This is a genomic window from Xanthobacter sp. AM11, assembly GCF_047444035.1.
Taxonomy (GTDB): domain Bacteria; phylum Pseudomonadota; class Alphaproteobacteria; order Rhizobiales; family Xanthobacteraceae; genus Xanthobacter.
Window position 1 is genome coordinate 637,795 of the sequence record NZ_JBLAOA010000001.1, and the last position, 26,396, is coordinate 664,190.

The window sequence follows — 26,396 nt, forward strand, 5'->3', positions numbered from 1 at the left end:
AGCCAGCCCTTCGAGGCTTGGCGGAACACGAAAGCGAGACAAGATGTTCGCGGTCATCAAGGCCAACGGCAAGCAGTACCGCGTTGCCGCTGCCGATGAAATCACCATCGACCACCTCGACGCCGAGGTGGGCTCCATCTTCACCTTCCCCGTGCTGATGCTGGCCGGCGCCTCCGTTGCCGTGGGCACCCCGCACGTGAACGGCGCCACCGTCACCGGCGAAGTGGTGGAGCAGACCCGCGGCGACAAGGTCATCGCGTTCAAGAAGCGCCGCCGGCAGAATTCGCGCCGCAAGCGGGGTTTTCGCGCCGACCTCACCGTGGTGCGCATCACCGAGATTTCCGGCCTGGGCGAGACCGTCAAGGCTGAACCGAAGACCACTGGCGCGCCGGCTGTCGAAGCCGCTGCCGACGCCTGATAGCGAACGAGGAGAGCAACAATGGCTCATAAGAAGGCAGGCGGCTCGTCCCGCAACGGTCGCGACTCCGACGGCCGCCGTCTTGGCGTGAAGCGCTTCGGCGGCCAGGACGTCATTTCCGGCAACATCATCGTGCGCCAGCGCGGCACCAAATGGCATCCCGGCCTCAATGTGGGCATGGGCAAGGACCATACCCTGTTCGCCCTCGTGGAGGGCAAGGTCGAGTTCCGCACCAAAGCCAATGATCGAACCTACGTATCCGTGATCCCTGCCGCCGCCGAGGCGGCTGAATAACCGGCGAGACCTGAAGAATGCAGGATCCCGCCGGTCTCGTCGAACCGGTGGGAGCCTGAACAGGTCGATCCTGGGCTCCTGGACAAACCGGGGAGACGAGACGTCTCCCCGGTTTTCGTTTGTCCGTGCCTTGAGGAGCCCGCCATGACCATCATCGAGACGCCCACCGGAGCGCCGCTCGCGGAGAGCTGTATCCCCGTCCTCGAAACCGAGCGGCTCGTGCTCCGCGCGCCGCGTATCGAGGACGTCGCCGCCGTCGCGGAGCTCGCCAACAATCGCAAGATCGCGGAGATGACCGCGAACCTGCCATTCCCCTACCGGCCGTCCGATGCCCACGCCTTCGTGGAGACCCTGGCCGCTACCCCCGAATCCGCCACCTTCGCTTTGTTCCTGAAGCGCGAGGGCGCCCTCTGCCTCGCCGGCATGTGCTCCTTCGGCCGCCGCGCGCCCGAGCCTGCCCCGGAGATCGGCTACTGGATCGGCGAACCCTTCTGGGGCCTGGGCATCGCCACCGAGGCGGCGCGCGCCGTCATCGACTATGCCTTTTCCGAAACCGGCCTGTCCCTGATCCTCGGCTCCGCCCGGGTGGTCAATCCGGCGTCGCGGCGGGTGCTGGAGAAGTGCGGCTTCCAATGGTCCGGGGTGGGCCTCACCCGGGTGAAGGCGCTGGGCGCCTCGGTGCCGGTGGACCGCTTCCAGCTCGACCGGCGCACCTGGGCGTCGCTGCGCGCCTGGGGCTCCACCGCTTTGCCCCGGCTGCGCGCGCCCCATTGAGGCGCGGCGGCCGGATTGCCCCATGGGAAGGCTTGCGTTGCGCGGCAACGCAAGCCATCAGGGGGTGCAATGCATTCGCCGCGGGCCCCGCTCATGTCCAAGCATGATGACCTTCCCTACCGCCCCTGCGTGGGGCTGTGCGTGTTCAACGCCGCCGGCAAGGTGTTCCTCGGCCGCCGCATCGGCGGCCCGGAGCATGTGGACGCCACCCATTCCTGGCAGCTGCCGCAGGGGGGCATCGACAAGGGCGAGGCTCCCTTTGATGCCGCTTTGCGCGAGCTCTATGAGGAAACCTCCATCCGCTCCGTGACCCGGCTCGGCGAGATCGAGGACTGGCTGTCCTACGACCTGCCCGGCCGCATCGCCGGCGAGGCCTGGAAGGGCAAGTATCGCGGCCAGACGCAGAAATGGTTCGCCCTGCGCTTCACCGGGCACGACAGCGAAATCGACATCGCCCGTCCCGGCGGCGGCCACCACAAGCCGGAATTCATGGACTGGCGGTGGGAAAGCCTCGATCGCACGGCGGAGCTGGTGATCCCCTTCAAGCGCGCGGTCTATGACGAGGTGGTGCGCGCCTTCCGCCTGTATTCCGCCCCCTGAGGCGGCGGACCCGCCCCCCCCGCCGCGCCGGGCGCCAGCCGCCCGATGCCGACCAGCCGCCACTCATGCCCCTGCCGCTCCGGCGGGCGTGGCGCCGCTTGCCTGCTTCCCGGCGCGGCACCCAGTCGAAATGACGTTTTTATGTCATTCCTTCCCGCATTTAAGACAAATATCGCGTCATGCGCCCCCTGCCCCCGACTCCAAATTAAATAGCCAGCTAAAATAAAGATATTCTCCGTCACACACTTGCAGATTGTCTCCTCTAGTTTGCGCTGCGGCAATTTTTTCTGCGCCCGCCGGTGGCATCTCCTGCCACGGGCATGGAGATGGAGGATCGCGTGGACAACCGACCCGAAGAACTGAACCTGGTGAATCCGTTCTTCTCCTCCGTGACGGACGGCAACGCCTGGACGGCGCGCCAGCGCGCCCTCGCCCTCACCGCCCAGACCGCCGAGCTCGCCACCCTGGGGGATCTCACCTCGCGCGCCGTCGGCCGTCACTTCACGTCCATCTCCAAGACCCACGGCGAGCGCCTGCGCGGCACCTTCAACCGCCTGACCGGGCTGGTGAGCGAGCTGACCCGGCAGGACCGCTCCCCCTTCGCCCTCGCCCAGGAAGCCCAGGCCTATCTCGCCGACCGCGCCCAGCGCGCGGTGCTGAGCGCCGACGTGCTGCGCGAGCGCGGCGACGTCTTCTTCACCCACGAGGCGGCCGGCTGCCCGCCGGTGCTGATCTATGACTACGACGTGGTGATGGACGGCAAGGACCTGCCCCGCCCCAGCAATTACATGCTGCTCAAGATCAAGCCGCCGGCGGGCACCGAAATCTTCGACTGGAAGCGCCCCTACGTGATCATCGACCCGCGCGCGGGCCATGGCGCCGGCATCGGCGGCTTCAAGGCCGACAGCCAGGTGGGCGTGGCGCTGAAGGCGGGCCATCCGGTCTATTTCGTCAGCTTCCGCCGCATGCCCGAGCCCGGCCAGACCCTCGCCGACGTGACCCGCTCGGAAGCCGCCTTCGTGCGCAAGGTGCAGGACCTCCACCCCGAGGCGCCCAAGCCGGTGGTGGTGGGCAATTGCCAGGGCGGCTGGGCGACCCTGCTGCTGGGCGCCTCCAACCCGGACCTCACCGGCCCGCTGGTGCTCAACGGCGCGCCGGTGGAAACCTGGTCCGGCGAGATCGGCTCCAACCCCATGCGCTATAATGGCGGCCTGCTCGGCGGCCAGGTGCAGCCCATGTTCTGGTCGGACTATGGCGACGGCGTCTTCGACGGCGCGTGGCTGGTGTACAACTTCGAAATGCTCAACCCGAGCCGCAACTTCTTCCGCAAATATTACGACCTGTTCGAGAAGGTGGACAGCGAGCGCGAGCGCTTCCTCGAATTCGAAAAGTGGTGGAGCGGCTTCTTCCTGCTCAACGAGCCGGAGATCGTGTGGATCGTGCGCGAGCTGTTCGTGGGCAACAAGCTGGCCCGCAACGAGGCCCGCCTGGAGCACGGCCGCTCCCTGGACATCAAGCAGATCCGTTCGCCCATCATCGTGTTCGCGAGCCACGGCGACAACATCACCCCGCCGAAGCAGGCCATCAACTGGATCATCGACACCTATACGGACGAGACCGAGATCCGCATCCGCGGCCAGCGCATCGTCTACATGGTGCATGACAAGATCGGCCATCTGGGCATCTTCGTCGCCTCGTCCATCGCCAAGCGCGAGCATGCGGAAGTCGCCTCCACCCTGAAGACCATCGAGGCGCTGGCCCCCGGCCTCTACGAGATGGTGATCGAGGACGTCACCGGCGAAGGCCAGGGCGCGCATTTCACCGTCTCCTTCGCCGAGCGCCGCATGAGCGACCTGCCCGGCTATGGCGACGGCCGCGAGGACGAAATCCCGTTCGCCGCCGTGCAGCGCCTCTCGGAGATGCAGGCGGACGCCTATGACGTGTTCATGCGGCCGCTGGTGCAGGCCTGCGTGACCCGCGCCAGCGCGGAGATGGGGCGCACCTTCCATCCCCTGCGCATCCAGCGCGGCTTCTTCTCCTCGCGCAACCCGATGATGCAGGCCATCCCGCAGATCGCCAAGGCGACCACCGAGGCGCGCAAGCCGGTGGCGCCCGAGAACCCCTTCGCCCTGGCCGAGCGGCTGTGGGCCGATGCCGTGGAGCAGTCCATGGACATCGTGCGGGACCTGCGCGACGCTTGGTACGAGACGGCCTTCTTCTCCATCTACGCCACGCCCCAGGCGCGCTGGTTCGGCCGCCACTTCGCCTTCGAGCGGACCCACAAGTCCAAGGACGAGCTGTTCGCCCTGCCCGAGGTCCAGGCGGCGCTGCTGCACCTGAAGTCCGGCGGCTTCACCGAAGCGGTCATCCGCATGCTGGTGCTGCTGGCGGACGCCCGCGGCAATGTGCGCCGCGATCGCCTGGAGCGCTCGGCGCAGGTGCTCACCAAGGACGAGCCCTTCCGCTCCCTGCCCATGGCCCAGCGCTCCCAGATCATCCACGAGCAGACCCTGATCGTGGAATATGCGGGTGATGCCGCGGTGCAGACCCTGGCGGACCTGCTGCGCACGCCGGAAGAGCGGCGCCTGGCGGTGGAGGTGGTGCAGTTCGTGCCCGGCCCGCTCGACGAGATGGAGCCCCGCACCCTCTCCATGCTCCAGCGCTTCCGGCACGTGCTCGGCCTGCAGCCGACCACCACCGATGTGCTGACCGACCCCCTCGCGCCGGTGGTGGAAGCGGCCCAATAGGCCGGCCGCCCCCCTCTCCCTGACGGCGACGGCCAACCCCATACCGGGCTGGCCGTTTTGCTGTCGAGGTCTCGAACAGGGAACGCTTTTGCCGCAACGGGCGGGAGGGGAGCTTCAGCCGTGCCCGTCTTTCGGCACGGGGCCGGCGCCGGGTGCTCCATGCGGTGGCGCGCGGGCGGCGCTCGCCCGAACCCATCCGGCACCGGTCGAAGACCGGAGCCGACGGCATCAGGCGCCACGCACGGTTGGTTCCAGGGTCCACGGCGCATCGCCACGGACGGGCCCGCCCCATCACCCGCCGCACGCACCCCCCGCGGCATCCGCCGGCGGATGGATGCCGAGGCAGGGCACCCAGCCCTGCGGAACCGGCACGGTGGCCGCATGGGTTCGCCGGTGGGCCAGCAGCTGCGGCAGCACATGGGTGTGCGGCCCGTCGGGGCTGCGCCCGCCAGGCGGCGGAATGGGCTGGAACACCTCGATGCGCCCCAGGGCGGAGAAGAACACCCGGTGCGGCCCGGCCGCCACCATGGCCGCCATCAGGCCCGGCGCCGCGAAGGCATCCAGGCCCTCGGCCGCCCGCAGCGCGGCGATGAGCGCGGCATCGCGTGTGCGCACGCACGCCTGCGTGCTGGCAAGGCCAACCCCCAGATCGAACAGCAGCGCGCCCCGGTCCTGCTCCCGCAGCGCCGCCGCATCCGGCCCCAGCTCGGTCACCACCGCGCGCCCGGCAAGGGCGGCGGCCGCCTCCGGCAGGCAGGCCACGCAGGCGCGCACCCGGCGTTCGGGATGCCGCGAGGGGGTCTCATAGGCCACCAGCCGGGCGTCGGCATGGTCCTCGACCCGCAGTCCGCCCCGCTCCGTCACCACGGCGATCCGCCCCGGCGCCGCGGTGATGACGGTGGTTTCCCGCGGGTCGCGCATGAATTCGGCGATGGCGCCGAACACACCGAGGCTGAAGCCCCAGAGCGGGTCCCTCACATGGCCCGCCAACAGGCCGAAAACGTCGTTGGTGCTCACGGCTGCGGCTCCTCCTGCTCCGGCTGCGCCGCGCCGCCGCGCCGCCACGGCAGGATGAACGGCTCGCCCTCGAACCGGCCCGCCGCCATGGTGACATCGTAGGCGGCGACCACCTGCTGCGGCACCAGCACCTGCGCCGACGGCCCCTCGGCGATCAAGGCGCCGTCCTTCATCAGGGCCAGGCGGTCGCAGAAGCGCGCGGCGAGGGTCAGGTCGTGCAGCACCGCCACCACGGTGGTGCCGCTGCGGGCGGCGGCGCGCAGCACCTCCATCACCTGCAGCTGGTGGTAGGGGTCGAGGGCGGCCACCGGCTCGTCCACCAGCAGCACCGGGGCTTCCACCGCCAGGGCGCGGGCCAGCAGCAGCCGCGCCCGCTCGCCGCCGGAAAGGGTGCCGGCCGCACGGTGGCGCAGGCCCGTCAGGTCCACTGCCGCCATGGCCCGCAGGGCGGCCGCGTCCACCTGCGCCGGCCCGTGGGGCAGGCGGCCGAGGGCCACCACCTCCTCCACCGGCAGGGGCCAGTGGATGCGCCCGTTCTGCGGCAGGAACGCCACCGTGCGCCCGAAGGCGCGGCGGCCGATGACGGCGGGGCTGCGCCCGCCATAGGCCAGGGTGCCGGCGGCCAGCGGCTCCAGGGCGGCAAGGGCGCGCAGCAGGCTGGTCTTGCCGGCACCGTTGGGGCCGATGAGGCCCAGCATCGCCCCCGGCCGGGCGACGAGGGAGAGATCGCGCACGGCGACCACATCCCCTCGCCGCACGCGGATGTTCTGCGCCTCCACGATCATTCGCTGTCCACCCGCAAGCGCCGCAGAAGGATGAGGAAGAAGGGCGCCCCCACCAGGGCCGTGACCACGCCCAGCTTCAGCTCCGGCCGCGTGGGCACGAGGCGCACGGCAATGTCGGCGCCAAGGGTCAGCGCCGCGCCGGCAAGGCCGCTGGCCAGCAGCAGCCGGCCCGGCCGGTGGCCCACCAGCGGCCGCATGAGATGGGGCACCACCAGCCCCACGAAGCCGATGGCCCCCGCCACCGCCACGCTGGCCCCCACGGCGGCGGCGGTGCCGCCGATGACGAGAAGACGGGTGCGGCGCAGGGAGAAGCCGAGGCTCGCCGCCGCATCCTCCCCCAAAGTGAGGGCATCGAGGGACGGGCCGGTGGCCAGAACCAGCACCCAGCCGGCCGCCATGAACGGCACGGCGAGGGCCACATGGGCAAGGCTGCGGTCGGAGAGGGAGCCCATCAGCCAGAACACCACTTCCAGGGCGGCATAGGGGCTCGGCGCCAGGTTCAGGGCCAGCGCCGTCAGCGCGCCCGCGAGGCTGCTGAGGGCGACGCCCGCGAGAATGAGGGTCGAGGTGCCCGCCCCGCGTGCGGCCAGCGCCAGCAGGAAGGCGGTGGCGAGCCCGGCACCGGCCAGCCCGCCCAGGGGCAGCGCCAGAGCGAAGGCCGACGACAGGCCGAAATAAAAGGCCACCACCGCCCCCAGCGCCGCCGCGCCGGAGACCCCGACCACGCCGGGGTCCGCCAGCGGGTTGCGCATGAGCCCCTGCAGCGCCGCGCCGGTGAGGCCGAGGCTGAACCCCACCCCCACCCCGAGGATGGCCCGCGGCAGCCGCAGTTCCGCCAGCACCAGCGCGGCAAGGCTCTCGCGGCCGGTGAGGAGGTCGGCGAACGCGCCCCCGAGGTCGAGGGGCGCATAGCCCACGGCCACCGAGACGGCGGCCAGCACCAGCACGAGAAGCCCGAGCCCGGCGATCAGCGCCCGGTGGGGGGGAAAAGGTTGCAGGCGCATCATCGTGCCGCGTGCTGCCGCGGGGCACCGGCCCCCGGCATCTGTGCCCGGGCCGCAGCGAGCCGCGCCGCCGCTTCCGCCAGCTCCGGCCCGGCGCAGGTCCACAGGCGGATGGGCAGGGGCACCGCGGCACCGGCGCGGCGCAGCGGGGCAAGGGCGGGATGGCGCAGCATCTCGTCGGCCAAAGAGGGCGGCGCGCCATCGGCCGCATTCACCACCAGCAGGTCGGGCCGCGCGGTGACGATCTCCTCCAGCACCAGCTGGCCGAGCCGGTCGGTGGAGAGGCGGGCGGCCAGATTGTCGAGCCCGGCCCGCGCCATCACCTCGCCGGCGAGGGTGTCGCGCCCGGCGGTGAAGCCGTTGGGCCGCAGCACGATGGCTTCCGGCGGCCGGGCCGGCGGCGGCGGCAGGGCGGCGAAGGCGGCCTCCATCTGCGCCACCATGGCCTCGCCGCGCTCCGGCACGCCCATGCGCCCGGCAACAAGGCGGATCTGCGCATAGGCTTCCGCCACGCTTTGCGGCGCCGCCAGTTCCAGCACCGGCAGGCCGAGGCGCCGCAGCATGGCGGTGGTGGTGCGGGTGGTGTAGGCGCCCACCACCACCAGGTCCGGCTTGAGCGGCACGATCTCTTCGGCCAGGCCCCGGTTCACCGGCACCTGCTGCGCCAGCGCCGCCACGTTGGAGGTGGCGGGATCGCGGGCCAGGAAGGTGACGGATGCCACCTGCCCCGGGTCCGCGAGCCGCAGCACCAGTTCGTCGGCGCACAGGTTCAGCGACGCGATGCGCGCCGGCCGCTCCGCCCCGGCCGCCGCGGGCACGGCCGCGCCGAGGCCCGCCGCGAGGAGCAGGCCCGCGACCCGTGTTGCGCCCCGCCTTGCGGCCGGTGTTGCGGAACCTGCCATGGCCCCTCTCAATAGGTCAGCTTCAGCCCGCCATAGGCACCGAAGCCCGGGGCGAGAAAGCCGTTGGGGTTCTGGTAGCTCTGGTCGAACAGGTTGTCGATGCGGGCGAACACGGTGGTGTTGGCGTTGAAGCGATAATTGGCCGCCACGTTCACCGCCGTATAGCCGGGCTGGTCGATATAATTGGAGCTGAGGCGCACGATGTCCCACCAGGACGAGGCATAGACGAGGCTGGCGGAGAGGTCGAATGCGTCCGTCGGCCGCCAGCCCACCGTCAGGCTCACCTTGTTGTTGGGCCGCCGCAGCGGGTAGCACGAGGTGGCGTCGATGGGCACGCAGGCCGCGCCGAAGGGCTGGCCCGGCGGGGTGTAGCCCACCACGTCGGTATAGGTATAGTCCACCCGCACATCGAGCCGGTCCGTCACCGCCACCGCGACGAAGGCCTCCACGCCCTGCGTGGTGGCGCTGGAGATGTTGACGTTCTGGTAGGTCACCGGATCGTAGCTGATCAGGTTGGTGATGTCGTTGTGGAAGTAGGTGACGCCGAACAACACGCGCTCACCGAAGATCTTCTGCTCGAAGCCGGCATCCCAGCCGGTGCTTTCCTCGGGCTTCAGGTTCGCATTGCCGTAATAGGGCGCATAAAGCTGGTATAGCGAGGGCGCCTTGAAGCCGGTGCCGTAGCTCGCCTTCAGCCGGGTTCCCGTTTCCGGGAACAGGAGGGCGGGCGCAAGGCGGAAGGTGGTGTGGTCGCCGAAGGTGTCGTCGCTATCGTAGCGCACGTTGGCGGCATAGAAGAACCGCTCGGCCAGGGAGCCCTGATATTCAGCATAGGCGCCGGTGTCGCCGGTGGAGGCGTCCATCTGCGTATAAGCGGTGGAGGAACTCATGCTCTCGTCGCGCCGCTCCACGCCCACCAGCAGGTTCTGCCCCGGGGCGACGGCGAGGTTGGTGCGCAAATAGTAGGTCTGCCGGTCGCCCTCATAGTCCCCGTTGGAGCCTTCATTGGGCCCGGTGGTGGGGTTGGAGGAGGTCATGGCGCTGACGCCGAAGGTGGTGGTCAGCCGGTCGTCGAACGCGCGCCACACCCCCTCGCCCTTGGTGAAGAACATGCTGGCGAGGCTGGTGGAGGTCTGCGCCGCCGGAATGCCCACATAAAGCGGGGGCGGGTAGGTATCCGGGGTGAAGGCAAGCCGGCTGTCGATGTAGCGGGCAATGAAATTGACGGTCAGGTCTTCCGTGGCCGCATAGTCGAGGCGGGTGGAATAGGTCCAGTTGTCATAAGTATTGGGATTGGTGGGGTAGCCCGCCGGCACGAGGTTCTGCGGCGTCACCGCAATCTCGGTGGACGAGAAATGGGTGACGTTGAACGAATAGGCGAGTTTTTCCGCCTCGCCGCTCAGGCTCGCCGCCTGGTTGAAGGTGCCCAGGGCGCCGCCTTCCACATAGCCGGTGACCTTGGCCGGCCCCTCGCCCTTGCGGGTTTCCACCGACACCACGCCGCCGATGGCGTCCGAGCCATAAAGGCCGCTCTGCGGGCCGCGCAGCACTTCCACCCGGGCAAGGTCGCTGGCCAGAAGCTGGCCGAAATCGAAGGCGCCGTTGGGCGTGGAGGGATTGCCGGCGTCGATGCCGTCGATCAGCACCTTCACATGGTTGGAATTGGTGCCGCGGATGAACACCGAGGTCTGGCCGCCCGGCCCGCCGGTCTGCACCACATTGAGGCCGGGCAGGGAGTCCAGCACATCCGGCAGCGTGCGCTGCTGGCGGCGGTCGATGTCCGCGGCGGTCACCACGCTCACCGAGCTGGCCACCTCGTTCTCCGGCGTGGGAATACCGGTGGCGCTCACCACGATGGTGGGCAGGTCGATGGTGTTCTGGTCGTCCGCCGCCTGGGCGAGGGCCGGCACGGCGGCGCAGGCGAGGAAGGCGGGCGCAAGGAGAGCAGACGCACGGGAGCGGCGGGCGCGCCGGGTGGCGCGGGCGCAAAACGGAACGGCGGAAGGCATGTCGGCCTCGGCGGGACGAGTGGTCCGTCACCGCGAACGAGGCGCCCCGGCGGATAGGCAATCCGCCCGACCAACCACCATCAGGACACCCCGCCCGATGTGCACGCGCGTGACCACGGCTGACGGCAGGTCTCCTGGCTCGCGGGTCGTCGTTCTCTGCACCGCCTTCCCAGGCCCGAGGGCCCAGTGGCTGATGGCGCAGGACTCGCCGCTTACAGTTGCGGGGGCAGCCATGGCATCGCCGGTCTCCCGGCCCACCATGTTCCCTTTTCATCCAATAGGAACCGTCATGTTCACGCTAGCGTGAGCGACCCCGATGCGTCAACAACCCTGCCCCTGCGGGATCGGCGGCGGGCCGTGCCGGGGTGCCGCCGCGCCGGCGCAGGGCCGTGGCGCGAAAGGAAAAATCGTGCCGGGGCTTTGCCGGCGGCACGATTCGTTGTGAATTGGACACATGGCGCAGGCAAAATGGTTCGGCATCGGGAATCGCTGCTCGCGCGTCCTTGAGGGTGCGGCCGGACGGAGCACGCGCCCGGGCATGGATCCGGTTCTGGTGAGCGATGACCAAGAGCACCTTTCAGGCCGAGGACGGCGCGACACTCTCCTTCTCCGACACGGGGACGGGAGCGCCCCTGCTGCTTCTGGCAGGCCTGACCCGCAACGGGCGCGATTTCGACTATCTGGCCCGGCACCTGCACGGCGTGCGGCTGATCCGCCTCGACAGCCGCGGCCGCGGCGAATCCCAATGGACCGGCCCGGACACCTACAATGTGGCGCAGGAGGCGCGGGACGCCCTCGCCCTGCTGGACCATCTGGGGCTGGCGCGGGCGGCCATCATCGGCACGTCCCGCGGCGGGCTTCTGGGCATGGTGATGGCGGCAACCGCGCATGACCGCGTGGCCGGCCTGTGCCTGAACGACGTGGGCCCGGTGCTGGAGCGCGCCGGCCTGGAGCGGATCGGCGCCTATATCGGCATCGAGCCGGCGGTCGCCACCCTGGAGGAGATCGCCGACCGCATGCCGGCGGCCATGCCCGGCTTCCACAATGTGCCCGAGCTGCGCTGGGAGGAGGAGACCATCCGGCGCTACATCCAGACCACCCATGGCGTGACGCTTCCCTACGACCCGGACCTGCGCAAGTCGTTCGAGAAGGCCATGGCGGGCCCGCTGGCGGACGCCTGGCCGCTGTTCGAGGCCTGCGCCGGCATTCCGCTGGCCCTCATCCGCGGCATCAATTCCGACGTCCTGACCCGCGCCACCGCCGACGAGATGGCCGCCCGTCGCCCGGACATGATCCGCGTCGAGGTGCCGGACCGGGGCCACACCCCCTTCCTGGACGAGCCGGAAGCCCTCGGGGCCATCCACGCCTGGCTGGCGCTGTGCTTCCCGCAGCACGCGGGCGAGGCGCAGGCGGACGCGGCGATGGCATCATAGGCCCGTGCGCAACGGAGTTGGCCCATGGACAGACGCATCGCCGCCCCGCTGCTGGCCGTCGCCATGGCCCTGGCGGGTGGCGCCGCCGCCGGTGGGCCGGCACAGCGCCCGCCGGCCAATGCGGTGGCGGTCACCTCCTTCGCCGAGCTTCTCCCGCGCCCTTATTGCCTGCTGGGTGCCGCCGCCCGGCACCGAGGGCTTCGAGATCACGCTGCGCTTCGGCCTCACCGGCAAGGGAGAGGTGCGCGGCAAGCCGCTGGCCACCTATTCGGTGCTTCCCGGCCCGCCCGATCGCCAGCGCGCGTTCGTCGCGGCGGCCATGCTCGCCCTGCACAATTGCACGCCGGTGCTCATGTCGCCCGAATTCGCGCGGGTCGCAGCCTCGCGGGTGCTGACCCTCCGGCTGATTTCGGCGGGCCGCCGGGCCCAGGTCCCGGGCGCCGCGGCGGGCGAAGAGGGTTGCGTATTGTCCTGACATGGCCTGTAGAAGCGTTGCGGGTCCGATGCGAACCCGGATGCACTGCCTTGGAGAGTGAGATGGCCGACCTCGTTATCATTGCCTATGAGTCTGAGGCCAAAGCGGAGGCCGCGCGACAGGAGCTCCTCAAGCTCCAGAAGGAATATCTGATCGAGCTGGGCGATGCCGTGGTGGCGGTCCGGCAGGAGGACGGTTCGATCAAGCTTCACCAGATGGTGAACACCACCGTCGCCGGGGCGGCGTCGGGTGGCTTGTGGGGCGGCCTTGTCGGCCTTCTCTTCCTGAACCCGCTGCTGGGCATGGCCATTGGCGCCGGCGCCGGCGCCCTCGCCGGAAAGTTCACCGACGTGGGGATCAATGACGACTTCATCAAGCAGGCCAGCGCGTCGCTTGGCCCCAACCAGGCCGCCTTGTGCGTGCTGGTCGGCAAGGTGACCGCGGACAAGGTGGTGGCCGACATGGCCCAGTTCGGCGGCACCGTGCTCCAGACCAGCCTCTCCACGGAGCAGGAAGAGAAGCTCCAGGCCGCGCTGAAGGGCGCGTAGGGCCTATCGCGCGAACGCCCTCCATTATCCTTGTGGCGGGCGATGCACCGCCCCGGTGGGACCGCAGGCCGGCTCCCTCCGGGCGGGACCGCCTGCGTTCAGGTCCTGCCGTCGTGGCCCTGGCCGCGGAGCCACCGGCCGGAAAAGGTGCCGGCCGCGACCACCGCGTCGGGATTGCCCGGTTCGAGGGTGAGTTCGACGGTGAAAAGTCCGCTCAGCCCCCGGCGGCTGATCTGCGCCGCAGCCCCATGGACCGTCGCGCCGCCGGGCGCGGGACGGATGAAGGTGAGATCGCTGCCCATGGTCAGGATCGTGCCGTCGTAATAGCCCGCCGCACCGAAGGCCATGTCGGCCAGCGTCCACAGGGCGCCACCATGGCACGTCCCGTGGCCGTTCATCTGCTGCGGGCCGACCTCCATGGCGACCACCGCCCGCCCCACCCCGGCCTCGACGAGGCGCAGCGGCATCGTCCCGGAGAAGGCATTGCGGGCGAACATCCGCAGAATGCGTTCCCGCAGGCGTTCCGGCGACATCTCCTCATGCGACATGGCTGCGTCCGTCATCGCCTGGCCTGAATTTGAGCGACGCGCCGGCCACCGAAGGCTGAACCGCGCCGCGGGGCGGATCTTCGGACGCTTCCGGCAAGGCCGGCCACCGGCATGTGGAGGCCCTTCCGCGCGGCTCTGTTCCGTTTCGCCACCGGCATTCTGCGCGCCCGATCATTTGCGTCAATAGATTGCCACAACTCCGGCGCACCGGCGGCGGACCCGAGGCCCCCGGGACGGCTAGAGCGCGATCGAGGCCGCCTGGCGGCGGCTCCCTTCATGCGCAACGCATTACTTCACCAGCGGGCAGCCGCCTTCGTTGAGCGGGCGGAAGGCCTGGGCCGCCGGGATGGTGGCGATGGTCTCGTAGACGTCCCATTCGCCCTTGGACCGGGCCGGGGCCTTCACCCGGAACAGGAACATGTCGTGCACCGCGCGGCCGTCGATGCGCACCTCGCCCTTGCCGAACAGGGGATCGTCGATGGGCATCTCGCGCATCTTGGCCAGCACGGCCTTGGTGTCCTTGGTGCCGGCGGCCTCCACCGCCTTCAGATAGTGCATGATGGAGGAATAGACGCCGGCATGGACCTGCGTGGGCATCTTGCCCTTGTGGAGCGCGGCGAAGCGCCTGGACCAGGCGCGGCTGGCGTCGTCGCGGTCCCAGTAGAACGCCTCGGTCAGCACCAGCCCCTGCGCCAGCTTCAGGCCAAGGGCATGGATGTCGGTGATGAAGGTGAACAGGCCGGCGATGGACTGCCCACCCTGCACGATGCCGAACTCGGACGCCTGCTTGATGGCGTTGATCATGTCCTCGCCGCCACTGGCGAGGCCCACCACCTTCGCGCCGGAGGCCTGCGCCCGCAGCAGGAAGGAGGAGAAATCGCTCGTCCCCAGCGGATGCTTCACCGAGCCCAGCACCTGCCCGCCCGCCGCCTTCACCAGCGCGGCGGTGTCGCGCTCCATGGCGTGGCCCGAGGCCTGGTCCACCGCGATGAAGAACCAGCTGTTGCCTCCCTGGCGCACCATGGCCCCGCCGGTGCCGTTGGCATTGGCCCAGGTGTCGTAGGTCCAGTGGATGGTGTTGGCGGTGCATTTGGAGCCGGTGAGGTCGGCGGTCGCGGCGCCGGCATTGAGCTGGATCCTGTCCTTGTCCTTGACGATCTGGCTGACCGCGAGGGCCACCGGCGAGCCGGTGACGTCGCCGATCACATCCACGCCGTCCTGATCGATCCACGAGCGGGCGATGCCGGAGCCGATGTCCGCCTTGTTCTGATGGTTGCCCGAGACGATCTCCACCTGGATGCCCTTGTCCGCGCCCTTGAAATCCTCCACCGCGAGGCGGGCCGCCGCCACCGAGCCGGGACCTGCAAGATCCGCATATGGCCCGCTCATGTCGCTCAGAATTCCGATCTTGATCCGGGTGTCGGCCGCGGCGGGCCCAGCCCCCAGGGCGATGCCGGCCAAAAGCCCGCAAATGCTCATGAAATGACGCATGGCGTGTCCTCCCTAGCGGTGATTGCAGCTGTTTTTGTTGATGCTATTTATGTCAATCACATTCCATATAATATGTAAATATATTTGCTATTTTAGCGACCGCGGTTACCGTGCGCCTTCCGCAGGCGCGGAAAATTCCGCCGGGCCCGGATGACGAGGACAGGACGATGCAGGACTTCCACGTGCAGCCGGGCGATACCGCCGTCTTCACGAAAACGGTTGGCGAGAGCGACGTGTACCTGTTCGCCGGGATCACCGGCGACTTCGCCCCGAACCACGTCAACCGTGCCTTCATGGAACGCTCGCGCTTCGGCCGGCTGCAGGCCCATGGCGCGCTGCTGGTGGGCTTCATGTCCACCGTCGCCGGGATGATCGCGGCCCGGACGCCGCCGGAGGCAAACGAGATCGCCGTGGCCCTCGGCTACGATCGCATCCGCTTCGTCGCGCCCGTCTTCCTGGGCGACACGGTGACCACCCATTATCGCGTCAGCACGGTGGATGCCGTGCGCAGGCGCGCCAGCGCCGATATCGAGGTCACGAACCAGGACGGCACGGTGGTGGCGGTCGCCTCCCACACGCTCGCCTGGCTGGCGAACACCCCCTCCCCGCCCGGATAGGCGATGCCCGCCGGCGCGCCATCGCCGGAGCCGCGGCGCCGCCCCGGTACCCGCGTCACATGTTCGGATAGTTCGGCCCGTCGCCGCCCTGGGGCGTCGTCCAGGTGATGTTCTGTGCGAGGCCTGCAGTCGGCCCGCGATTCAGGTTGACCGGCACGTGCTCCGGCAAAAGGGATCGCCGTCGGAGCTTGCAGGGCCGTTCAGGAACGCCTTTCGACTTGATCTTCACTTCTGCCGTCGCGGCGGCGTCCTCCCATCTGCATCAGATGCGCTCCAGCAGCAGCGCGGCCCCCTGGCCCACGCCCACGCACATGGTCGCCAACGCATGGCGCCCCCCACCCCGCGCCAGCTCCAGCGCCGCCGATCCGGCGATGCGCGCCCCGCTCATGCCGAGGGGATGGCCAAGCGCGATGGCGCCGCCATTGGGGTTCACCCGCGGGTCATCGTCGGCGAGGCCAAGCGCGCGCAGCACCGCGAGGGACTGGGCGGCGAACGCCTCGTTCAGCTCGATGAAGTCGATGGCATCGAGCCCGACCCCGGTCTTCGCGCAGAGCGTCTCCACCGCCGGAACCGGGCCGATGCCCATGATGCGCGGCGCGACGCCCGCCGAGGCCCCGGCCACCACACGGGCGAGCGGAGTGAGCCCGAAGCGCTTTACCGCCGCCTGCGAAGCCACGATCAACGCCGCCGCCCCGTCATTGACGCCGCTGGCATTGCCGGCGGTCACCGAGCCGTCGGGCCGGGTGATGGGCTTCAGCCGCGCAAGCTCGGCAAGGGTCGTGGCCCGCGGATGCTCGTCCTTGTCCACCTCCTGCGTCTTGCCGCGGCCGAGGGCCACGGTGACGGGAAGGATCTCCATGGCGAGCCGGCCGCTCGCCTGGGCCGCCGCCGTCTTCTGCTGGGAGCGCAGGGCGAAGGCGTCCTGGTCCTGGCGGGAGATGGCATGGTCGTCCGCCAGATTCTGCGCCGTCTCGGGCATGGAATCGGTGCCGTAGGCTTCGGCCATGCGCGGGTTGACGAAGCGCCAGCCGATGGTGGTGTCGTGGATCTCCGTGGTGCGCGACCATGGTCCGGCCGCCTTGGGAACCACGAAGGGCGCGCGGGTCATGCTCTCCACGCCGCCGGCGATGGCCAGTTCCATGTCGCCGGACCTTATGGCGCGGGCGGCGGCCGCCACGGCTTCCAGGCCGGAGCCGCACAAGCGGTTCACCGTGGCGCCGGGCACGCTCTGCGGCAGGCCGGCCAGCAGCAGCGCCATGCGCGCCACGTTGCGGTTGTCCTCGCCCGCCTGGTTGGCGCAGCCCATCCACACCTCCTCCACGGCGGCCGGATCGAGGCCGGGATTGCGCGTGAGGAGGGCGGCGAGCGGCAGCGCCGCCAGATCATCCGCGCGCACCGGGGCCAGCGCCCCGCCGTAGCGGCCGATGGGGGTGCGGATATAGTCGCAGATGAAGGCTTGGGTCATGCTTGCCCCTTCAGGTCGTCCGGGCCCAGCCCCTCCCGCGCCGCGCGGCGCAAAAGGTCGGGAACACCCCAGGACAGCGGGTCTTCGGCGGCGAAGGCCTCGATCCGGCGGAGGTTTTCGGAAAGGCCGACGCGGCCGGCATGGTGCATCGGCCCGCCGCGCCAGCGCGGGAAGGCGTAGCCGTGGACCATTACGAGGTCGATGTCGGCGGCGCGCGCGGCGATGCCCTCCTCAAGGATGCGGAAGCCTTCCTCGATCATGGAGCTGACCGCGCGGGTGACGATCTCGTCGTCGGAGAAGGTGCGGCGCGCGATGCCGGCACGGGCGGATTCCTCCACCACGATCCGGTCGATCAAAGTGGAGGCAGAGGCCGTGCCGCCGGCGTAGTCGTACCAGCCGGCCCCCGCCTTGCGGCCGAGCCGGCCGGTCTCCTCGACGATGCGGTCGGCGATGGGGATGTAGCGGAAGCCGTCCTTCGTGCGCCAGCCGAGCCTTTTGCGGTTGGCATAGGCGATGTCGAGGCCGGAGAGGTCCTGCACCTCATACGGCCCCATGGCCATGCCGAAGCCGCGCAGCGCCCGGTCCACCTCAGCCGGCAGGGCGCCTTCCATCAGCATGATGTCGCAGGTCTGGCGATAGCGGGTGAGAATGCGGTTGCCGATGAAGCCGTCGCACACCCCGGCGAGCACCGGGATCTTCTTCAGCCGCGCGGCGAGGCGCAGCGCCGTCGCCAGCGTTGCGGCGGAGGTGGCCTGCGCCCTTATCACCTCCAGGAGCTTCATCACGTGGGCCGGGCTGAAGAAATGCAGGCCGAGGAAGCGCCCCGGATGGCGCAGGCCTTCGCCGACCCGGTTCACGTCGAGATAGGAGGTGTTGGTGGCGAGGATGGCGCTTTCCGGCAACGCCGCATCGAGGGCGGCGAAGACCTTCCGCTTGACCTCCATGTCCTCGAACACCGCCTCGATGGCGAAATCCGCCGGCGGCAGCGCGCCATAGCCCTCGTGGAAGCTGAAGCGCGTCGCCTGCTCCGCCTCCGCGGCCCCGGCGGTGGTCTTGCCCCGCTTCACCGCCTCCGCATAGAGCCGCGCCACATTGGCCCGCGCCCGCTCGACGCCCGGGGCGTCGCTTTCCACCAGCGCCACGCAAATGCCGGCTCCGGCCAGGGCGTAGGCGATGCCGGCGCCCATGGTGCCGCCGCCCACCACCACGGCGGAGCTGATGTCCGCCCCGCCGCCCTTCCCCTGCGCCATGGCGGCGCGCTCGGCGAAGAACACATGGCGCAAGGCCGCCGCCTGGTCGGAGGTCTTCAGGGCAAGGAAGGCCGCGCGCTCCAGCGCCAGCCCCTCGTCGAGGGGCAAGCGGGTCGAGGCATCGACGAGATCAATGGCCTTCAGGGGCGCGGTCTGGCCCGGGCTGCGCCTTGCCGCCTGCCTGCGCGCCGCCTCCACCGCAGCCGGATCGGGCGGCGGGGCCGGCAAGGCGCCGGCGGCGGGCCGGCTCGGGATGGCACAAGTGCGGGCGGCGGTCGCCGGATCGGCTGCCACCCCATCCACCAGCCCCAGGGCCTGCGCCTCGCTCGCGCCGATCACCCGGCCCTCGCCGATGAGCGACAGGGCCGGCTCAAGGCCGATGAGCCGCGGCAGAAGCTGGGTGCCGCCGGCGCCGGGCACGACGCCGAGCGTCACTTCCGGCAGGCCCAAAGTCGCCCCCGGCGCGGCGATGCGCGCCCGGCACGCCAGCGCCACCTCCAGCCCTCCGCCAAGGGCCGTGCCGTTGATGGCTGCGACCACCGGAGCCGGAAAGCCCTCGATCCGGCGGATGATGTCCGGCAGGTGGGGCGCCACGGGCGCGGCGGCGAATTCCCGGGCATCGGCGCCGGCGATGAAGGCCTTGCCGGCGCCCGTCAGCACCACCCGCTGCACTCCCGCGGCCTCGGCCTCGTCGAGCGCACGCTGAAGGCCCTGCCGCACAGCCTGCGAGGTGACGTTGACCGGCGGATTGTCGATGGTGACGAGGGCAACGCCGTCATCGACGATGCAATGAACAGGTCCCGACATGGCGTCCTCACCGGCAGACATGGGGGAAGCGCGCCGTGCGGTTGTCGGACGCGTTCGGTGCGCCGGGTCGCAGGGGCGAGGTCATGACCGGGACTTCTCGTAGGCCTCGCGCAGCAGGGTGCGCAGAGCGAACTTCTGGATCTTGCCCGAGGCGGTGGACGGCAGCCGGTCGCAGACTTCCAGCCGCTCGGGATAGTATTGCCTGGCCAGTTGCTGGCTATCGAGGAAACGGACCATCTCCTCGAAGCTGAAGGTCTTGCCGTTCTTCGGCACGACGAAGGCGCAGGCGCGCTCGCCGAGCCGCTCGTCGGGATAGGCGACGATGGCCACCTGCTGGATGTCGGGGTGCTTGTAGAGCACGCCCTCGATCTCCACCACCGGCAGGTTCTCGGCGCCGCGGATGATGACGTCCTTGGTGCGCCCGCAGATGCGGATGTAGCCCTTCTCGTCCATGCGGGCGATGTCGCCGGTGTCGAACCAGCCTTCGGCGTCCGTAGCATTCCATTGCGGCCGCTTCAGATAGCCGCCGAAATTGGAGCAGCCCCGCACATAGAGCGCGCCCTCCTGGCCGACCGGCAGCACGGTGCCGTCGGCGCCGCGAATCTGCAATTCCATGCCAGGCAGCACGAAGCCGTCGGTATTGATGGAGCGCTCGTCGGGGTCGGAGGGGGAGACGAGGGCCACCGCCCCGTTTTCCGTCATGCCCCAGGCGGAAATGATCTTGGTACCCAGAACCTTCCGCGCCCGCTCCACCAGCGCGCCGGGAATGGCGGTGCCGGCGCACAGGAAGATGCGCAGGGAGGAGGAATCGGTGTGGAGTTCCTCCACCGTGTTGGCAAGGTCCATGAGGAACGGCGTCGAGGCCATGGTGAAGGTGACGCCTTCCTGCGCGATCACCCTGGCGGCCAGCGCCTTGTCCCAGCTGTCCATCAGCACCATGCGGGCCTTGAGCATGAACGGCATGAGCAGGCCGTACATGAAGCCGGTCTGGTGGGCCATGGGAGACGCCATCAGCACCACGTCCGACGCGCCGAGCCCGAGCCGCTGCGCATAAGCGACGAGGTTGGAATACATGGTGTTGGCGGTGTGCATCACCCCCTTGGGCTCGCCCGTGGTGCCCGAGGTGTAGATGAGCTGGCACACCGCGTTGGCGTCGCCGCGGTCGCGGGCGCTGATCTCCCGGACGGCGGGCACCTCCGCGTCGAGGGCGGGATCGAGCAGCGCCGCCTCGAATGCGTCGGCCCCCTCCCCGCCCACCACGACGAGGTGGCGCAGATCGGGCAGGCCCACCTTGAGGCCCTGCGCCATCGCCTCGTGGTCGAAGCCACGGAAGACCTTGGGAACGGCGAACACCCTGGTTTCGCCATGGCGCAGCATGAAGGAGAGCTCATGCGCGCGGAAGATGGGCATCACCGGGTTGAACACCACCCCCAGCCGCAGGCAGGCGATGTAGAGCACCACGAATTCCCAGCCGTTCGGCAGCTGGCAGGACAGCACGTCGTCCTTGCCGAGGCCGAGGCGGCGGAGCCCGGCAGCGGCGCGCCAGGCGAGGTGGTCGATCTCGGCATAGGTCATTTCGCGCCGCGTCCCGGTGCCGGTCATCACGGTGAGCACCGCGACGGCATCGGGCTTCTCGGCGAGGCAGACGTCGAAATAGTCGAGCAGGGTCTTGCCCGGCCAGAAGCCTTCGGCCTCCATCCGGGCGCGGCGCGGCGCGATGAGGACAGCGTCGAATTTCATGGTTTCCTCCCCGTTTTTGGATCAGGCGCCGACCGCCGCCCGGCCCGCCCGTTCGCGGGCGATGATGTTCTTCATGATGTGCGCGGTGCCGTCGCCGATCTGCAGGCCGAGCACGTCGCGCAACCGCTGCTCGAACGGCAGCTCAATGGAATAGGCGGCGTGACCGTGGATCAGCAGGCAGGCATGGATCGCCTCATAGGCGAGAAGCGGCGGCCACCACTTGGCCATCGCCGCCTCGGCCACGTGCGGCAGGCCGTTGTCCTTGAGCCACAGCGCGTTGTAGCTCAGCAGCCGGGCGCCTTCGACGCGGGTGTCGAAATCGGCGAGCTGGTGGGCGATGCCCTGGAACGAGGCGAGCGGCTTGCCGAAAGCACGCCGCTCGCCAGTATAGGCCCAGGTCTCGGTGAGGGACTGGCGGGCCGTTCCAAGGCATTGCAGGCCGATGAGCGAGCGCGAGAAGTCGAAGCCCTGCATCACCTGCACGAAACCTTTGTTCTCCTCCCCCAGCAGGTGATCGACCGGCACCCTGACGTTGTCGAAGAAGATGGAGCCGCGGCCGATGGCGTGCTGGCCCACGTCGGTGAAGCGGGTGGTGGAGATGCCGGGGGTGTCCATGGGCACGAAGATGGCGGACACGCCGTGCGCCTTGTCCTGCGGCGTGCCGGTGCGGGCGAAGACGACCGCGGCGGCGGCCTGGTCGGCGGCCGAGATGGAGGTCTTCTCGCCGTTGATGACATAATGGTCGCCGGAGCGCTCCATCCTGAGGCCGAGATTGGCCGCGTCCGAGCCGCCGCGCGGCTCGGTCAGCGCGATGGCCAGCATGATCTCGCCGGCGGTGAGCTTGGGTAGAAAGTGGCGCTTGATCTCGGGATTGGCAAAATTCGCAAGGATCTGGCCATTGAGCGAGGCGAGGACATTCACATAGCCGAAGTTGAAGTCGCCCTTGGCGATCTCCTCGATGATGACGCCCGAATAGATGCTGCCCGCGCCGCTGCCGCCGAACGCCTCGGGCAATTCGGGCGCGATCAGGCCAAGGCTGCCCATCTCGCGCACCAGGTCCTTGCCGAAGCAGCCGGTGCGCTCGCGCTCCCGATAGCCCGGTGCGAGCTTTTCGGCGGCGAACCTGGCGGCGAGATCGCGCAGGGCGGTCAGGTCTTCAGTGTCGAAAACCATTGGATATGCCGTCGCAGTCATGGGCTTCCTACCTGGGGCTTTTCCTGCCGGATTGGGTTGGGCCACTTTCGCGTGGCCTTGGCATCTCGCGGCCTGGCGCCGGCGCCGGGTGAAGCGGCCGGCGCGTGCGCCGGCCGGCTCCTACTTTCCGAACCTGCGGAAGTCGGGCTTGCGCTTTTCCCGGAAGGCGACGCCGCCCTCCTTGCTCTCGTCGGTGTCGTAATAGAGGCTCAGCGCCCGCATCCCGAGAGCGGAGATGCCCCGGATGCTCTCGCTGTCGGCATTGAACGACACCTTGGCGAGGGCGAGCGCCGTGGGCGAGCGCTCCATCAGCTCGGCCACCCAGCGGTCCACCTCGGCGTCCAGCTCCTCATGGGGCACGACCGCATTGGCAAGGCCCATGGCGAGGGCCTCGGCCGCGCTGTAGCGCTTGTTGAGATACCAGATCTCGCGGGCCTTCTTCTCGCCCACCACCCGGGCGAGATAGGCGGTGCCGAAGCCCGGGTCCACCGAGCCCACCTTGGGGCCCACCTGCCCGAACTGGGCCTTGTCGGAGGCGATGGTGAGGTCGCAGATGGTGGCCAGCACGTTGCCGCCGCCGATGGCGAAGCCGTTGACGCGGGCGATGACGGGCTTGGGCACGTCGCGGATCAGGCTCTGCAGTTCGTCGATGGGCAGGCCGATGACGCCGCGGCCGTCATACTGGCCGTCATGGGCCGACTGGTCGCCGCCGGTGCAGAACGCCTTGTCGCCGGCGCCGGTGAGCACGATCACGCCCACTGTGCGGTCCCAGCCGGCGGTCTGGAAGGCGTGGATCAGCTCGTCCACGGTGTGGCCGCGGAAGGCGTTGTACTTGTCCGGGCGATTGATGGTGATCCAGGCGGCGCCGCCGCGGATATCGTATAGAATGTCAGTATAGCTCATGATTTCCCTCCTCAACCGTGCATGGTGAGGCCGCCGGAGACCGAGATCACCTGGCCGGTGATGAAGGCGGCGTCGTCGCTGGACAGGAACAGGATGGCCCCGGGCAGGTCCTCGGGCTTGCCGAGGCGGCCGAGCGGCACCGCGCGGGTGAAGGCGGTGCGCAGCTTGTCCTTGTCGCCGGCCGCCTCCATGAAGCTTTCCAGCATGGCGGTCTCGGTGACGCCGGGGCACACGGTGTTGAAGGTGATGCCGTTGCGCGCATGCTCGCGGGCGAGCGTCTTCATGAAGGCGACGACGCCGGCCTTGCAGGCGGCATAGACCGCCTCGCCCGAGGAGCCGACCCGCCCCGCATCCGAGCCGATGGACACGACCCGCCCGGCAACGCCGCGCGCGATCATGGAGGCCAGCACCGGCTTGGTGATGTTCAGCACCGAGCGCAGGTTGATGTCGATGATCTTGGTCCAGAAATCGGGCTCAGACTTCAGGAACGGCACGAACAGGTCCCAGCCGGCATTGTTGACCAGGATGTCGATGGGGCCGAAGGCGCTCTCCACCTCGGCCACCTTGGCGGCGGTGGCGGCGGCATCGGTCAGGTCCACCACCGCGGTGGCGGCCTCGCCGCCGGCGGCCTTGATGTCTTCCGCCACCGTCGCGGCCGCGGCCGCGCTGATGTCGGCGACCACGACACGGGCGCCTTCCTCGGCGAAGCGCCGGCAGGTTGCCGATCCGATCCCGCCGCCGCCGCCAGTTACCACAACTACTTTACCTTTCAGGCCTCGCACGGTGGTCGTCCTCCATGGTCGCAGGCGTGGGCGAATGCGCCGGATGCCGGTCTATTTTCGCCGACTTTTGCGAGACGTCGCTGTCCGATGCGCCCGCCGCCCTTATGACACCGCTCTAACGGCTCGCGCTTTTTACGTCAATATATTTCCTTATTTCGGCGTGCGACAGCTCCCTTGACCGAGCCGTGCGGCACGGTCAAAGTGCTGGAATGAAAAAGAATGGCGGCACTTCGCGCGGGATTTCGCCGGGCCTGAGCAACAGGCTCTTCTTCCGGCTCTACCAATGCGCCAACATGTTGCACAAGACCGGCACGCGGGCGCTGGACGACTATGAAATCACCACCCAGCAATGGGCGGTGCTCGGCGCCCTCACCCGCCCCGCCTTCGCCGAGGGCGTGGCGGTGGGCGACCTTGCCGCCTTCCTGCTGGTCAGCCGGCAGAACCTCGCCGGCGTGCTGCAGCGGCTCGAGGCCATGGACTATGTGGAGCGCGCGGTGGACGCCAACGACAACCGCTCGCGCCTCATCCGCCTGACCGCCAAGGGGCGCAGCCTGTGGGACGCCAACATGCGCCCCGTCATCGCCGATTATTACGACGCGGCGCTGGCCGGCTTCTCCACCGAGGACAAGATCCACCTGATCCATTACCTCGACAAGATGCTGACGAACTTCAAGGCCCTGGACCCGGAAGCCGCCGCCCGCCGCCCGGATGAACCGGCGGCGGCGCCCGCCGCCGCGCCGGCGCCTAGAGTCCGGCGCGTCCCTTCGCCTCGGCGGTGAGCGCCTTGGCGATGATGATCTGCTGGATCTGGGTGGTGCCCTCATAGATCCGGAACAGGCGGGCATCGCGATAGAGCTGCTGGGCCCGGTATTCGCGGATATAGCCATTGCCGCCATGGACCTGCACGTTGCGGTCGGCGATCCGCCCCACCGCCTCGGAGGCGAACATCTTGGCGCAGGAGGCCTCCACGCTCACGTCCTGCCCCACATCGCGCCTGCGGGCGGCATCGAGCACCATGCAGCGGGCGGCGTAGGCATCTGCCTTCGAATCGGCAAACATGGCCTGCAGCAGCTGGAACTCGGCCAGCGGCCGGCCGAACTGCCTGCGGCCCACCGCATAGGCCAGCATATCGTCGAGGATGCGCTCGGAAAGACCCACGCAGGCGGCGGCGATGTGCAGGCGGCCCTTGTCCAGCACCTTCATGGCGGTCTTGAAGCCCTGGCCCTCGACGCCGCCGATGAGCGCAGATGCCGGCACCCGGCAGTCGTCGAAGATCACGTCGCACACATGGGCCCCCTGCTGGCCCATCTTCTTTTCCGGCTTGCCGGTGGACAGGCCCGGCGTTCCGCGCTCCACGGCGAAGGCGGAGACGCCGGCCGCGCCCTTCTGGCCGGGATCGGTGCGCGCCATCACGGTGAACAGGCCGGCATGCGGCGCGTTGGTGATGAAGCGCTTGGTGCCGTTGAGCACATAGACGTCACCCTCGCGGCGCGCCGTGGTCCTGACCGATCCGGCATCGGAGCCCACCTCCGGCTCGGTGAGGGCGAAGGCGCCGATGATCTCGCCGGAGGCGAGGCCCGGCAGATATTTCGCCTTCTGCTCCGGCGTGCCGTCAATGGCGATGCCCTGCATGCCGATGCCCACGTTGGTGGCGAACATGGAGCGGAAGGCAGGCGCGGCGCGGCCGAGCTCGAACACCGCAAGGACCTCCTCCTCCATGGTGAGGCCGAGGCCGCCGAACGCCTCCGGCGCGGTGAGGCCGAACAGGCCCAGCTCCCGCATCTCCGCCACGATGGCGGCCGGAATGGTGTCCGCCTCGGCCACCTCGGCCTCTGCGGGGATCAGCCGCTCGTCGACGAACCGGCGGATCGCGTCGAGCAGCTGGGACAAGGTCCCGGGATCCAAGGCCATGACATCCTCCCCGTTATTGTGGAAATATATTGTCCTATATATGCGAGAGGTTCGATCCGCAAGATCACAGATTATTAGGCCTAATTAGGCACTCGTCGGCGCATCGGCGCCAGGTCTGGCTTGCATCAATAAGACAATATATTATCCTGCCTCAGGAGAAGAAAACGACCCTGAAAGCCATTGCCCTGACGCAACGCGGCGCCGATGGCGTCGCTCTTCGCGACATGCCGGGCCCCACCGTGCCTGAGGGGTGGGCGAAGGCTCGGATGCTGGCGGCGTCGGTCAACCACGGCGCCGCCATCCTTTCCATCGAAGTGAGGAGCTGACACCATGAGTTGCGATTGGGCCGCGGACCAACGCGGCAACAAGCACAAGCTGCACAGCGGCGACGCCCTGCGCGATGGCGAGCACCTGCTTCAGCAACGTTGCGACGGCATGCGCATGATCACCGACGCAGCGCCGCCTGCCCCGACCTTCACCGATGCCTACGGCCGTGTGCGCGCCACCGGGCAGAAAGGCGACAACGGGCAGGGCGCGTACGAGGCTCGCCTGCGCGACGCGTGGCGCTGAATTTCGCCGCGGCATACCGAGGGTCGCCCAAGCTGGGTTGTGGTATTTTAGTAACGCACTGTCCACGCACATATATTGGCCACGCGTTGGACAGCGCGCCGCAAAATTCTCG

At 69.2% G+C, this 26,396-nt stretch carries 24 protein-coding genes, 1 pseudogene and 1 riboswitch; of the genes and pseudogenes, 11 read left to right on the forward strand and 14 right to left on the reverse strand.

Annotated elements, in window-relative coordinates; all coding sequences use genetic code 11:
* Positions 1-43 precede the first annotated feature (43 nt).
* The 5 genes from rplU (at position 44) to ACI7BZ_RS03055 (ending at position 4,833) form a co-directional block, all read left to right on the forward strand.
* A complete protein-coding gene (gene rplU / locus ACI7BZ_RS03035) occupies positions 44-418 on the forward strand; it encodes a 50S ribosomal protein L21 (RefSeq protein WP_414115722.1) in 375 nt (124 codons plus the stop codon).
* 21 nt (positions 419-439) lie between these two features.
* A complete protein-coding gene (gene rpmA / locus ACI7BZ_RS03040; protein ID WP_414115723.1) occupies positions 440-712 on the forward strand; it encodes a 50S ribosomal protein L27 in 273 nt (90 codons plus the stop codon).
* Positions 713-856: 144 nt separating this feature from the next.
* On the forward strand, positions 857-1,486 hold the full coding sequence (locus ACI7BZ_RS03045; RefSeq protein WP_414115724.1) for a GNAT family N-acetyltransferase: 630 nt from the start codon (positions 857-859) through the stop codon (positions 1,484-1,486).
* 93 nt (positions 1,487-1,579) lie between these two features.
* On the forward strand, positions 1,580-2,086 hold the full coding sequence (locus tag ACI7BZ_RS03050) for an RNA pyrophosphohydrolase (RefSeq protein ID WP_414115725.1): 507 nt from the start codon (positions 1,580-1,582) through the stop codon (positions 2,084-2,086).
* A 338-nt stretch (positions 2,087-2,424) separates the two neighbouring features.
* On the forward strand, positions 2,425-4,833 hold the full coding sequence (locus ACI7BZ_RS03055) for a DUF3141 domain-containing protein (protein ID WP_414115726.1): 2,409 nt from the start codon (positions 2,425-2,427) through the stop codon (positions 4,831-4,833).
* 291 nt (positions 4,834-5,124) lie between these two features.
* Here ACI7BZ_RS03055 and ACI7BZ_RS03060 read toward each other — a convergent pair whose 3' ends face one another.
* From ACI7BZ_RS03060 to ACI7BZ_RS03080, 5 genes and pseudogenes are all read right to left on the reverse strand, one after another.
* On the reverse strand, positions 5,125-5,850 hold the full coding sequence (locus ACI7BZ_RS03060; RefSeq protein ID WP_414115727.1) for a DUF6925 family protein: 726 nt from the start codon (positions 5,848-5,850) through the stop codon (positions 5,125-5,127).
* A pseudogene (locus ACI7BZ_RS03065) lies at positions 5,847-6,572 on the reverse strand (ABC transporter ATP-binding protein); the annotation flags it as partial. The gene ACI7BZ_RS03060 and the pseudogene ACI7BZ_RS03065, both read right to left, overlap by 4 nt.
* 59 nt (positions 6,573-6,631) lie before the next feature.
* Positions 6,632-7,642, reverse strand: a complete 1,011-nt coding sequence (locus tag ACI7BZ_RS03070) for a FecCD family ABC transporter permease (protein ID WP_414115728.1) — start codon at positions 7,640-7,642, stop codon at positions 6,632-6,634.
* Entirely contained in the window at positions 7,639-8,541 is a 903-nt protein-coding gene (locus ACI7BZ_RS03075; RefSeq protein ID WP_414115729.1) for an ABC transporter substrate-binding protein, read from the reverse strand. The genes ACI7BZ_RS03070 and ACI7BZ_RS03075 overlap by 4 nt, the downstream gene beginning before the upstream one ends.
* Before the next feature lie 8 nt (positions 8,542-8,549).
* Positions 8,550-10,550, reverse strand: coding sequence for a TonB-dependent receptor plug domain-containing protein (locus ACI7BZ_RS03080; RefSeq protein ID WP_414115730.1), 2,001 nt, complete (start codon positions 10,548-10,550; stop codon positions 8,550-8,552).
* A 107-nt stretch (positions 10,551-10,657) separates the two neighbouring features.
* Positions 10,658-10,854: riboswitch (cobalamin riboswitch) on the reverse strand.
* 256 nt (positions 10,855-11,110) lie between these two features.
* Between ACI7BZ_RS03080 and ACI7BZ_RS03085 the strand changes: the two genes are divergently transcribed.
* The 3 genes from ACI7BZ_RS03085 (at position 11,111) to ACI7BZ_RS03095 (ending at position 13,006) form a co-directional block, all read left to right on the forward strand.
* On the forward strand, positions 11,111-11,983 hold the full coding sequence (locus ACI7BZ_RS03085; RefSeq protein ID WP_414115731.1) for an alpha/beta fold hydrolase: 873 nt from the start codon (positions 11,111-11,113) through the stop codon (positions 11,981-11,983).
* 118 nt (positions 11,984-12,101) lie between these two features.
* Positions 12,102-12,458, forward strand: a complete 357-nt coding sequence (locus ACI7BZ_RS03090) for a UCP034077 family protein (protein ID WP_510802976.1) — start codon at positions 12,102-12,104, stop codon at positions 12,456-12,458.
* Between the two features lie 62 nt (positions 12,459-12,520).
* Positions 12,521-13,006 carry a DUF1269 domain-containing protein gene (locus ACI7BZ_RS03095; RefSeq protein ID WP_414115733.1) on the forward strand — a complete coding sequence of 162 codons (486 nt, stop codon included), beginning with the start codon at positions 12,521-12,523 and terminating at the stop codon, positions 13,004-13,006.
* A 98-nt stretch (positions 13,007-13,104) separates the two neighbouring features.
* Here the strand turns inward: ACI7BZ_RS03095 and ACI7BZ_RS03100 are convergent, their stop codons facing one another.
* Together ACI7BZ_RS03100 and ACI7BZ_RS03105 are read right to left on the reverse strand one after the other, a co-directional pair.
* Entirely contained in the window at positions 13,105-13,554 is a 450-nt protein-coding gene (locus ACI7BZ_RS03100) for a PaaI family thioesterase (protein WP_414115734.1), read from the reverse strand.
* Positions 13,555-13,842: 288 nt separating this feature from the next.
* A complete protein-coding gene (locus tag ACI7BZ_RS03105) occupies positions 13,843-15,033 on the reverse strand; it encodes an ABC transporter substrate-binding protein (RefSeq protein ID WP_414119078.1) in 1,191 nt (396 codons plus the stop codon).
* 179 nt (positions 15,034-15,212) lie between these two features.
* On the opposite strand from ACI7BZ_RS03105, the gene ACI7BZ_RS03110 reads away from it, so the two are divergent.
* Positions 15,213-15,662: a MaoC/PaaZ C-terminal domain-containing protein gene (locus ACI7BZ_RS03110; protein ID WP_414115735.1), complete on the forward strand. Its 450-nt coding sequence runs from the start codon at positions 15,213-15,215 to the stop codon at positions 15,660-15,662.
* A gap of 262 nt (positions 15,663-15,924) precedes the next feature.
* Here the strand turns inward: ACI7BZ_RS03110 and pcaF are convergent, their stop codons facing one another.
* The 6 genes from pcaF to ACI7BZ_RS03140 form a co-directional block, all read right to left on the reverse strand.
* Positions 15,925-17,127 (reverse strand): 3-oxoadipyl-CoA thiolase, encoded by a 1,203-nt coding sequence (gene pcaF, locus ACI7BZ_RS03115; RefSeq protein WP_414115736.1) that lies wholly within the window; start codon positions 17,125-17,127, stop codon positions 15,925-15,927.
* Positions 17,124-19,184, reverse strand: coding sequence for a 3-hydroxyacyl-CoA dehydrogenase NAD-binding domain-containing protein (locus ACI7BZ_RS03120; RefSeq protein ID WP_414115737.1), 2,061 nt, complete (start codon positions 19,182-19,184; stop codon positions 17,124-17,126). Before ACI7BZ_RS03120 ends, pcaF begins: the two co-directional genes overlap by 4 nt.
* Positions 19,185-19,265: 81 nt before the next feature.
* Complete coding sequence (gene aliA, locus ACI7BZ_RS03125) at positions 19,266-20,924, reverse strand: cyclohexanecarboxylate-CoA ligase (RefSeq protein WP_414115738.1); 1,659 nt, start codon at positions 20,922-20,924, stop codon at positions 19,266-19,268.
* 21 nt (positions 20,925-20,945) lie between these two features.
* Positions 20,946-22,097, reverse strand: coding sequence for a cyclohexanecarboxyl-CoA dehydrogenase (gene aliB / locus ACI7BZ_RS03130; RefSeq protein ID WP_414115739.1), 1,152 nt, complete (start codon positions 22,095-22,097; stop codon positions 20,946-20,948).
* A 141-nt stretch (positions 22,098-22,238) separates the two neighbouring features.
* A complete protein-coding gene (gene badI / locus ACI7BZ_RS03135) occupies positions 22,239-23,021 on the reverse strand; it encodes a 2-ketocyclohexanecarboxyl-CoA hydrolase (protein ID WP_414115740.1) in 783 nt (260 codons plus the stop codon).
* An 11-nt stretch (positions 23,022-23,032) separates the two neighbouring features.
* Positions 23,033-23,803 carry an SDR family NAD(P)-dependent oxidoreductase gene (locus ACI7BZ_RS03140; RefSeq protein WP_414115741.1) on the reverse strand — a complete coding sequence of 257 codons (771 nt, stop codon included), beginning with the start codon at positions 23,801-23,803 and terminating at the stop codon, positions 23,033-23,035.
* Between the two features lie 209 nt (positions 23,804-24,012).
* On the opposite strand from ACI7BZ_RS03140, the gene ACI7BZ_RS03145 reads away from it, so the two are divergent.
* Entirely contained in the window at positions 24,013-24,582 is a 570-nt protein-coding gene (locus ACI7BZ_RS03145) for a MarR family winged helix-turn-helix transcriptional regulator (RefSeq protein WP_414115742.1), read from the forward strand.
* On the opposite strand, the gene ACI7BZ_RS03150 is transcribed toward ACI7BZ_RS03145, so the two are convergent.
* Complete coding sequence (locus tag ACI7BZ_RS03150; protein ID WP_414115743.1) at positions 24,548-25,714, reverse strand: acyl-CoA dehydrogenase family protein; 1,167 nt, start codon at positions 25,712-25,714, stop codon at positions 24,548-24,550. The genes ACI7BZ_RS03145 and ACI7BZ_RS03150 overlap by 35 nt on opposite strands.
* Before the next feature lie 330 nt (positions 25,715-26,044).
* On the opposite strand from ACI7BZ_RS03150, the gene ACI7BZ_RS03155 reads away from it, so the two are divergent.
* A complete protein-coding gene (locus ACI7BZ_RS03155; RefSeq protein WP_414115744.1) occupies positions 26,045-26,284 on the forward strand; it encodes a hypothetical protein in 240 nt (79 codons plus the stop codon).
* Positions 26,285-26,396 lie beyond the last annotated feature (112 nt).

Coding starts and splice junctions, on each gene's coding strand:
- ACI7BZ_RS03120 (WP_414115737.1), bottom strand. CDS start 19,184: ATGTCGGGACCTGTTCATTGCATCGTCGATGACGGCGTTGCCCTCGTC.
- rpmA (WP_414115723.1), top strand. CDS start 440: ATGGCTCATAAGAAGGCAGGCGGCTCGTCCCGCAACGGTCGCGACTCC.
- ACI7BZ_RS03075 (WP_414115729.1), bottom strand. CDS start 8,541: ATGGCAGGTTCCGCAACACCGGCCGCAAGGCGGGGCGCAACACGGGTC.
- ACI7BZ_RS03105 (WP_414119078.1), bottom strand. CDS start 15,033: ATGAGCATTTGCGGGCTTTTGGCCGGCATCGCCCTGGGGGCTGGGCCC.
- ACI7BZ_RS03110 (WP_414115735.1), top strand. CDS start 15,213: ATGCAGGACTTCCACGTGCAGCCGGGCGATACCGCCGTCTTCACGAAA.
- ACI7BZ_RS03100 (WP_414115734.1), bottom strand. CDS start 13,554: ATGTCGCATGAGGAGATGTCGCCGGAACGCCTGCGGGAACGCATTCTG.
- pcaF (WP_414115736.1), bottom strand. CDS start 17,127: ATGACCCAAGCCTTCATCTGCGACTATATCCGCACCCCCATCGGCCGC.
- aliA (WP_414115738.1), bottom strand. CDS start 20,924: ATGAAATTCGACGCTGTCCTCATCGCGCCGCGCCGCGCCCGGATGGAG.
- ACI7BZ_RS03050 (WP_414115725.1), top strand. CDS start 1,580: ATGTCCAAGCATGATGACCTTCCCTACCGCCCCTGCGTGGGGCTGTGC.
- rplU (WP_414115722.1), top strand. CDS start 44: ATGTTCGCGGTCATCAAGGCCAACGGCAAGCAGTACCGCGTTGCCGCT.
- ACI7BZ_RS03090 (WP_510802976.1), top strand. CDS start 12,102: ATGCGGTGGCGGTCACCTCCTTCGCCGAGCTTCTCCCGCGCCCTTATT.
- ACI7BZ_RS03150 (WP_414115743.1), bottom strand. CDS start 25,714: ATGGCCTTGGATCCCGGGACCTTGTCCCAGCTGCTCGACGCGATCCGC.
- aliB (WP_414115739.1), bottom strand. CDS start 22,097: ATGGTTTTCGACACTGAAGACCTGACCGCCCTGCGCGATCTCGCCGCC.
- ACI7BZ_RS03155 (WP_414115744.1), top strand. CDS start 26,045: ATGAGTTGCGATTGGGCCGCGGACCAACGCGGCAACAAGCACAAGCTG.
- ACI7BZ_RS03045 (WP_414115724.1), top strand. CDS start 857: ATGACCATCATCGAGACGCCCACCGGAGCGCCGCTCGCGGAGAGCTGT.
- ACI7BZ_RS03085 (WP_414115731.1), top strand. CDS start 11,111: ATGACCAAGAGCACCTTTCAGGCCGAGGACGGCGCGACACTCTCCTTC.
- badI (WP_414115740.1), bottom strand. CDS start 23,021: ATGAGCTATACTGACATTCTATACGATATCCGCGGCGGCGCCGCCTGG.
- ACI7BZ_RS03080 (WP_414115730.1), bottom strand. CDS start 10,550: ATGCCTTCCGCCGTTCCGTTTTGCGCCCGCGCCACCCGGCGCGCCCGC.
- ACI7BZ_RS03145 (WP_414115742.1), top strand. CDS start 24,013: ATGAAAAAGAATGGCGGCACTTCGCGCGGGATTTCGCCGGGCCTGAGC.
- ACI7BZ_RS03095 (WP_414115733.1), top strand. CDS start 12,521: ATGGCCGACCTCGTTATCATTGCCTATGAGTCTGAGGCCAAAGCGGAG.
- ACI7BZ_RS03070 (WP_414115728.1), bottom strand. CDS start 7,642: ATGATGCGCCTGCAACCTTTTCCCCCCCACCGGGCGCTGATCGCCGGG.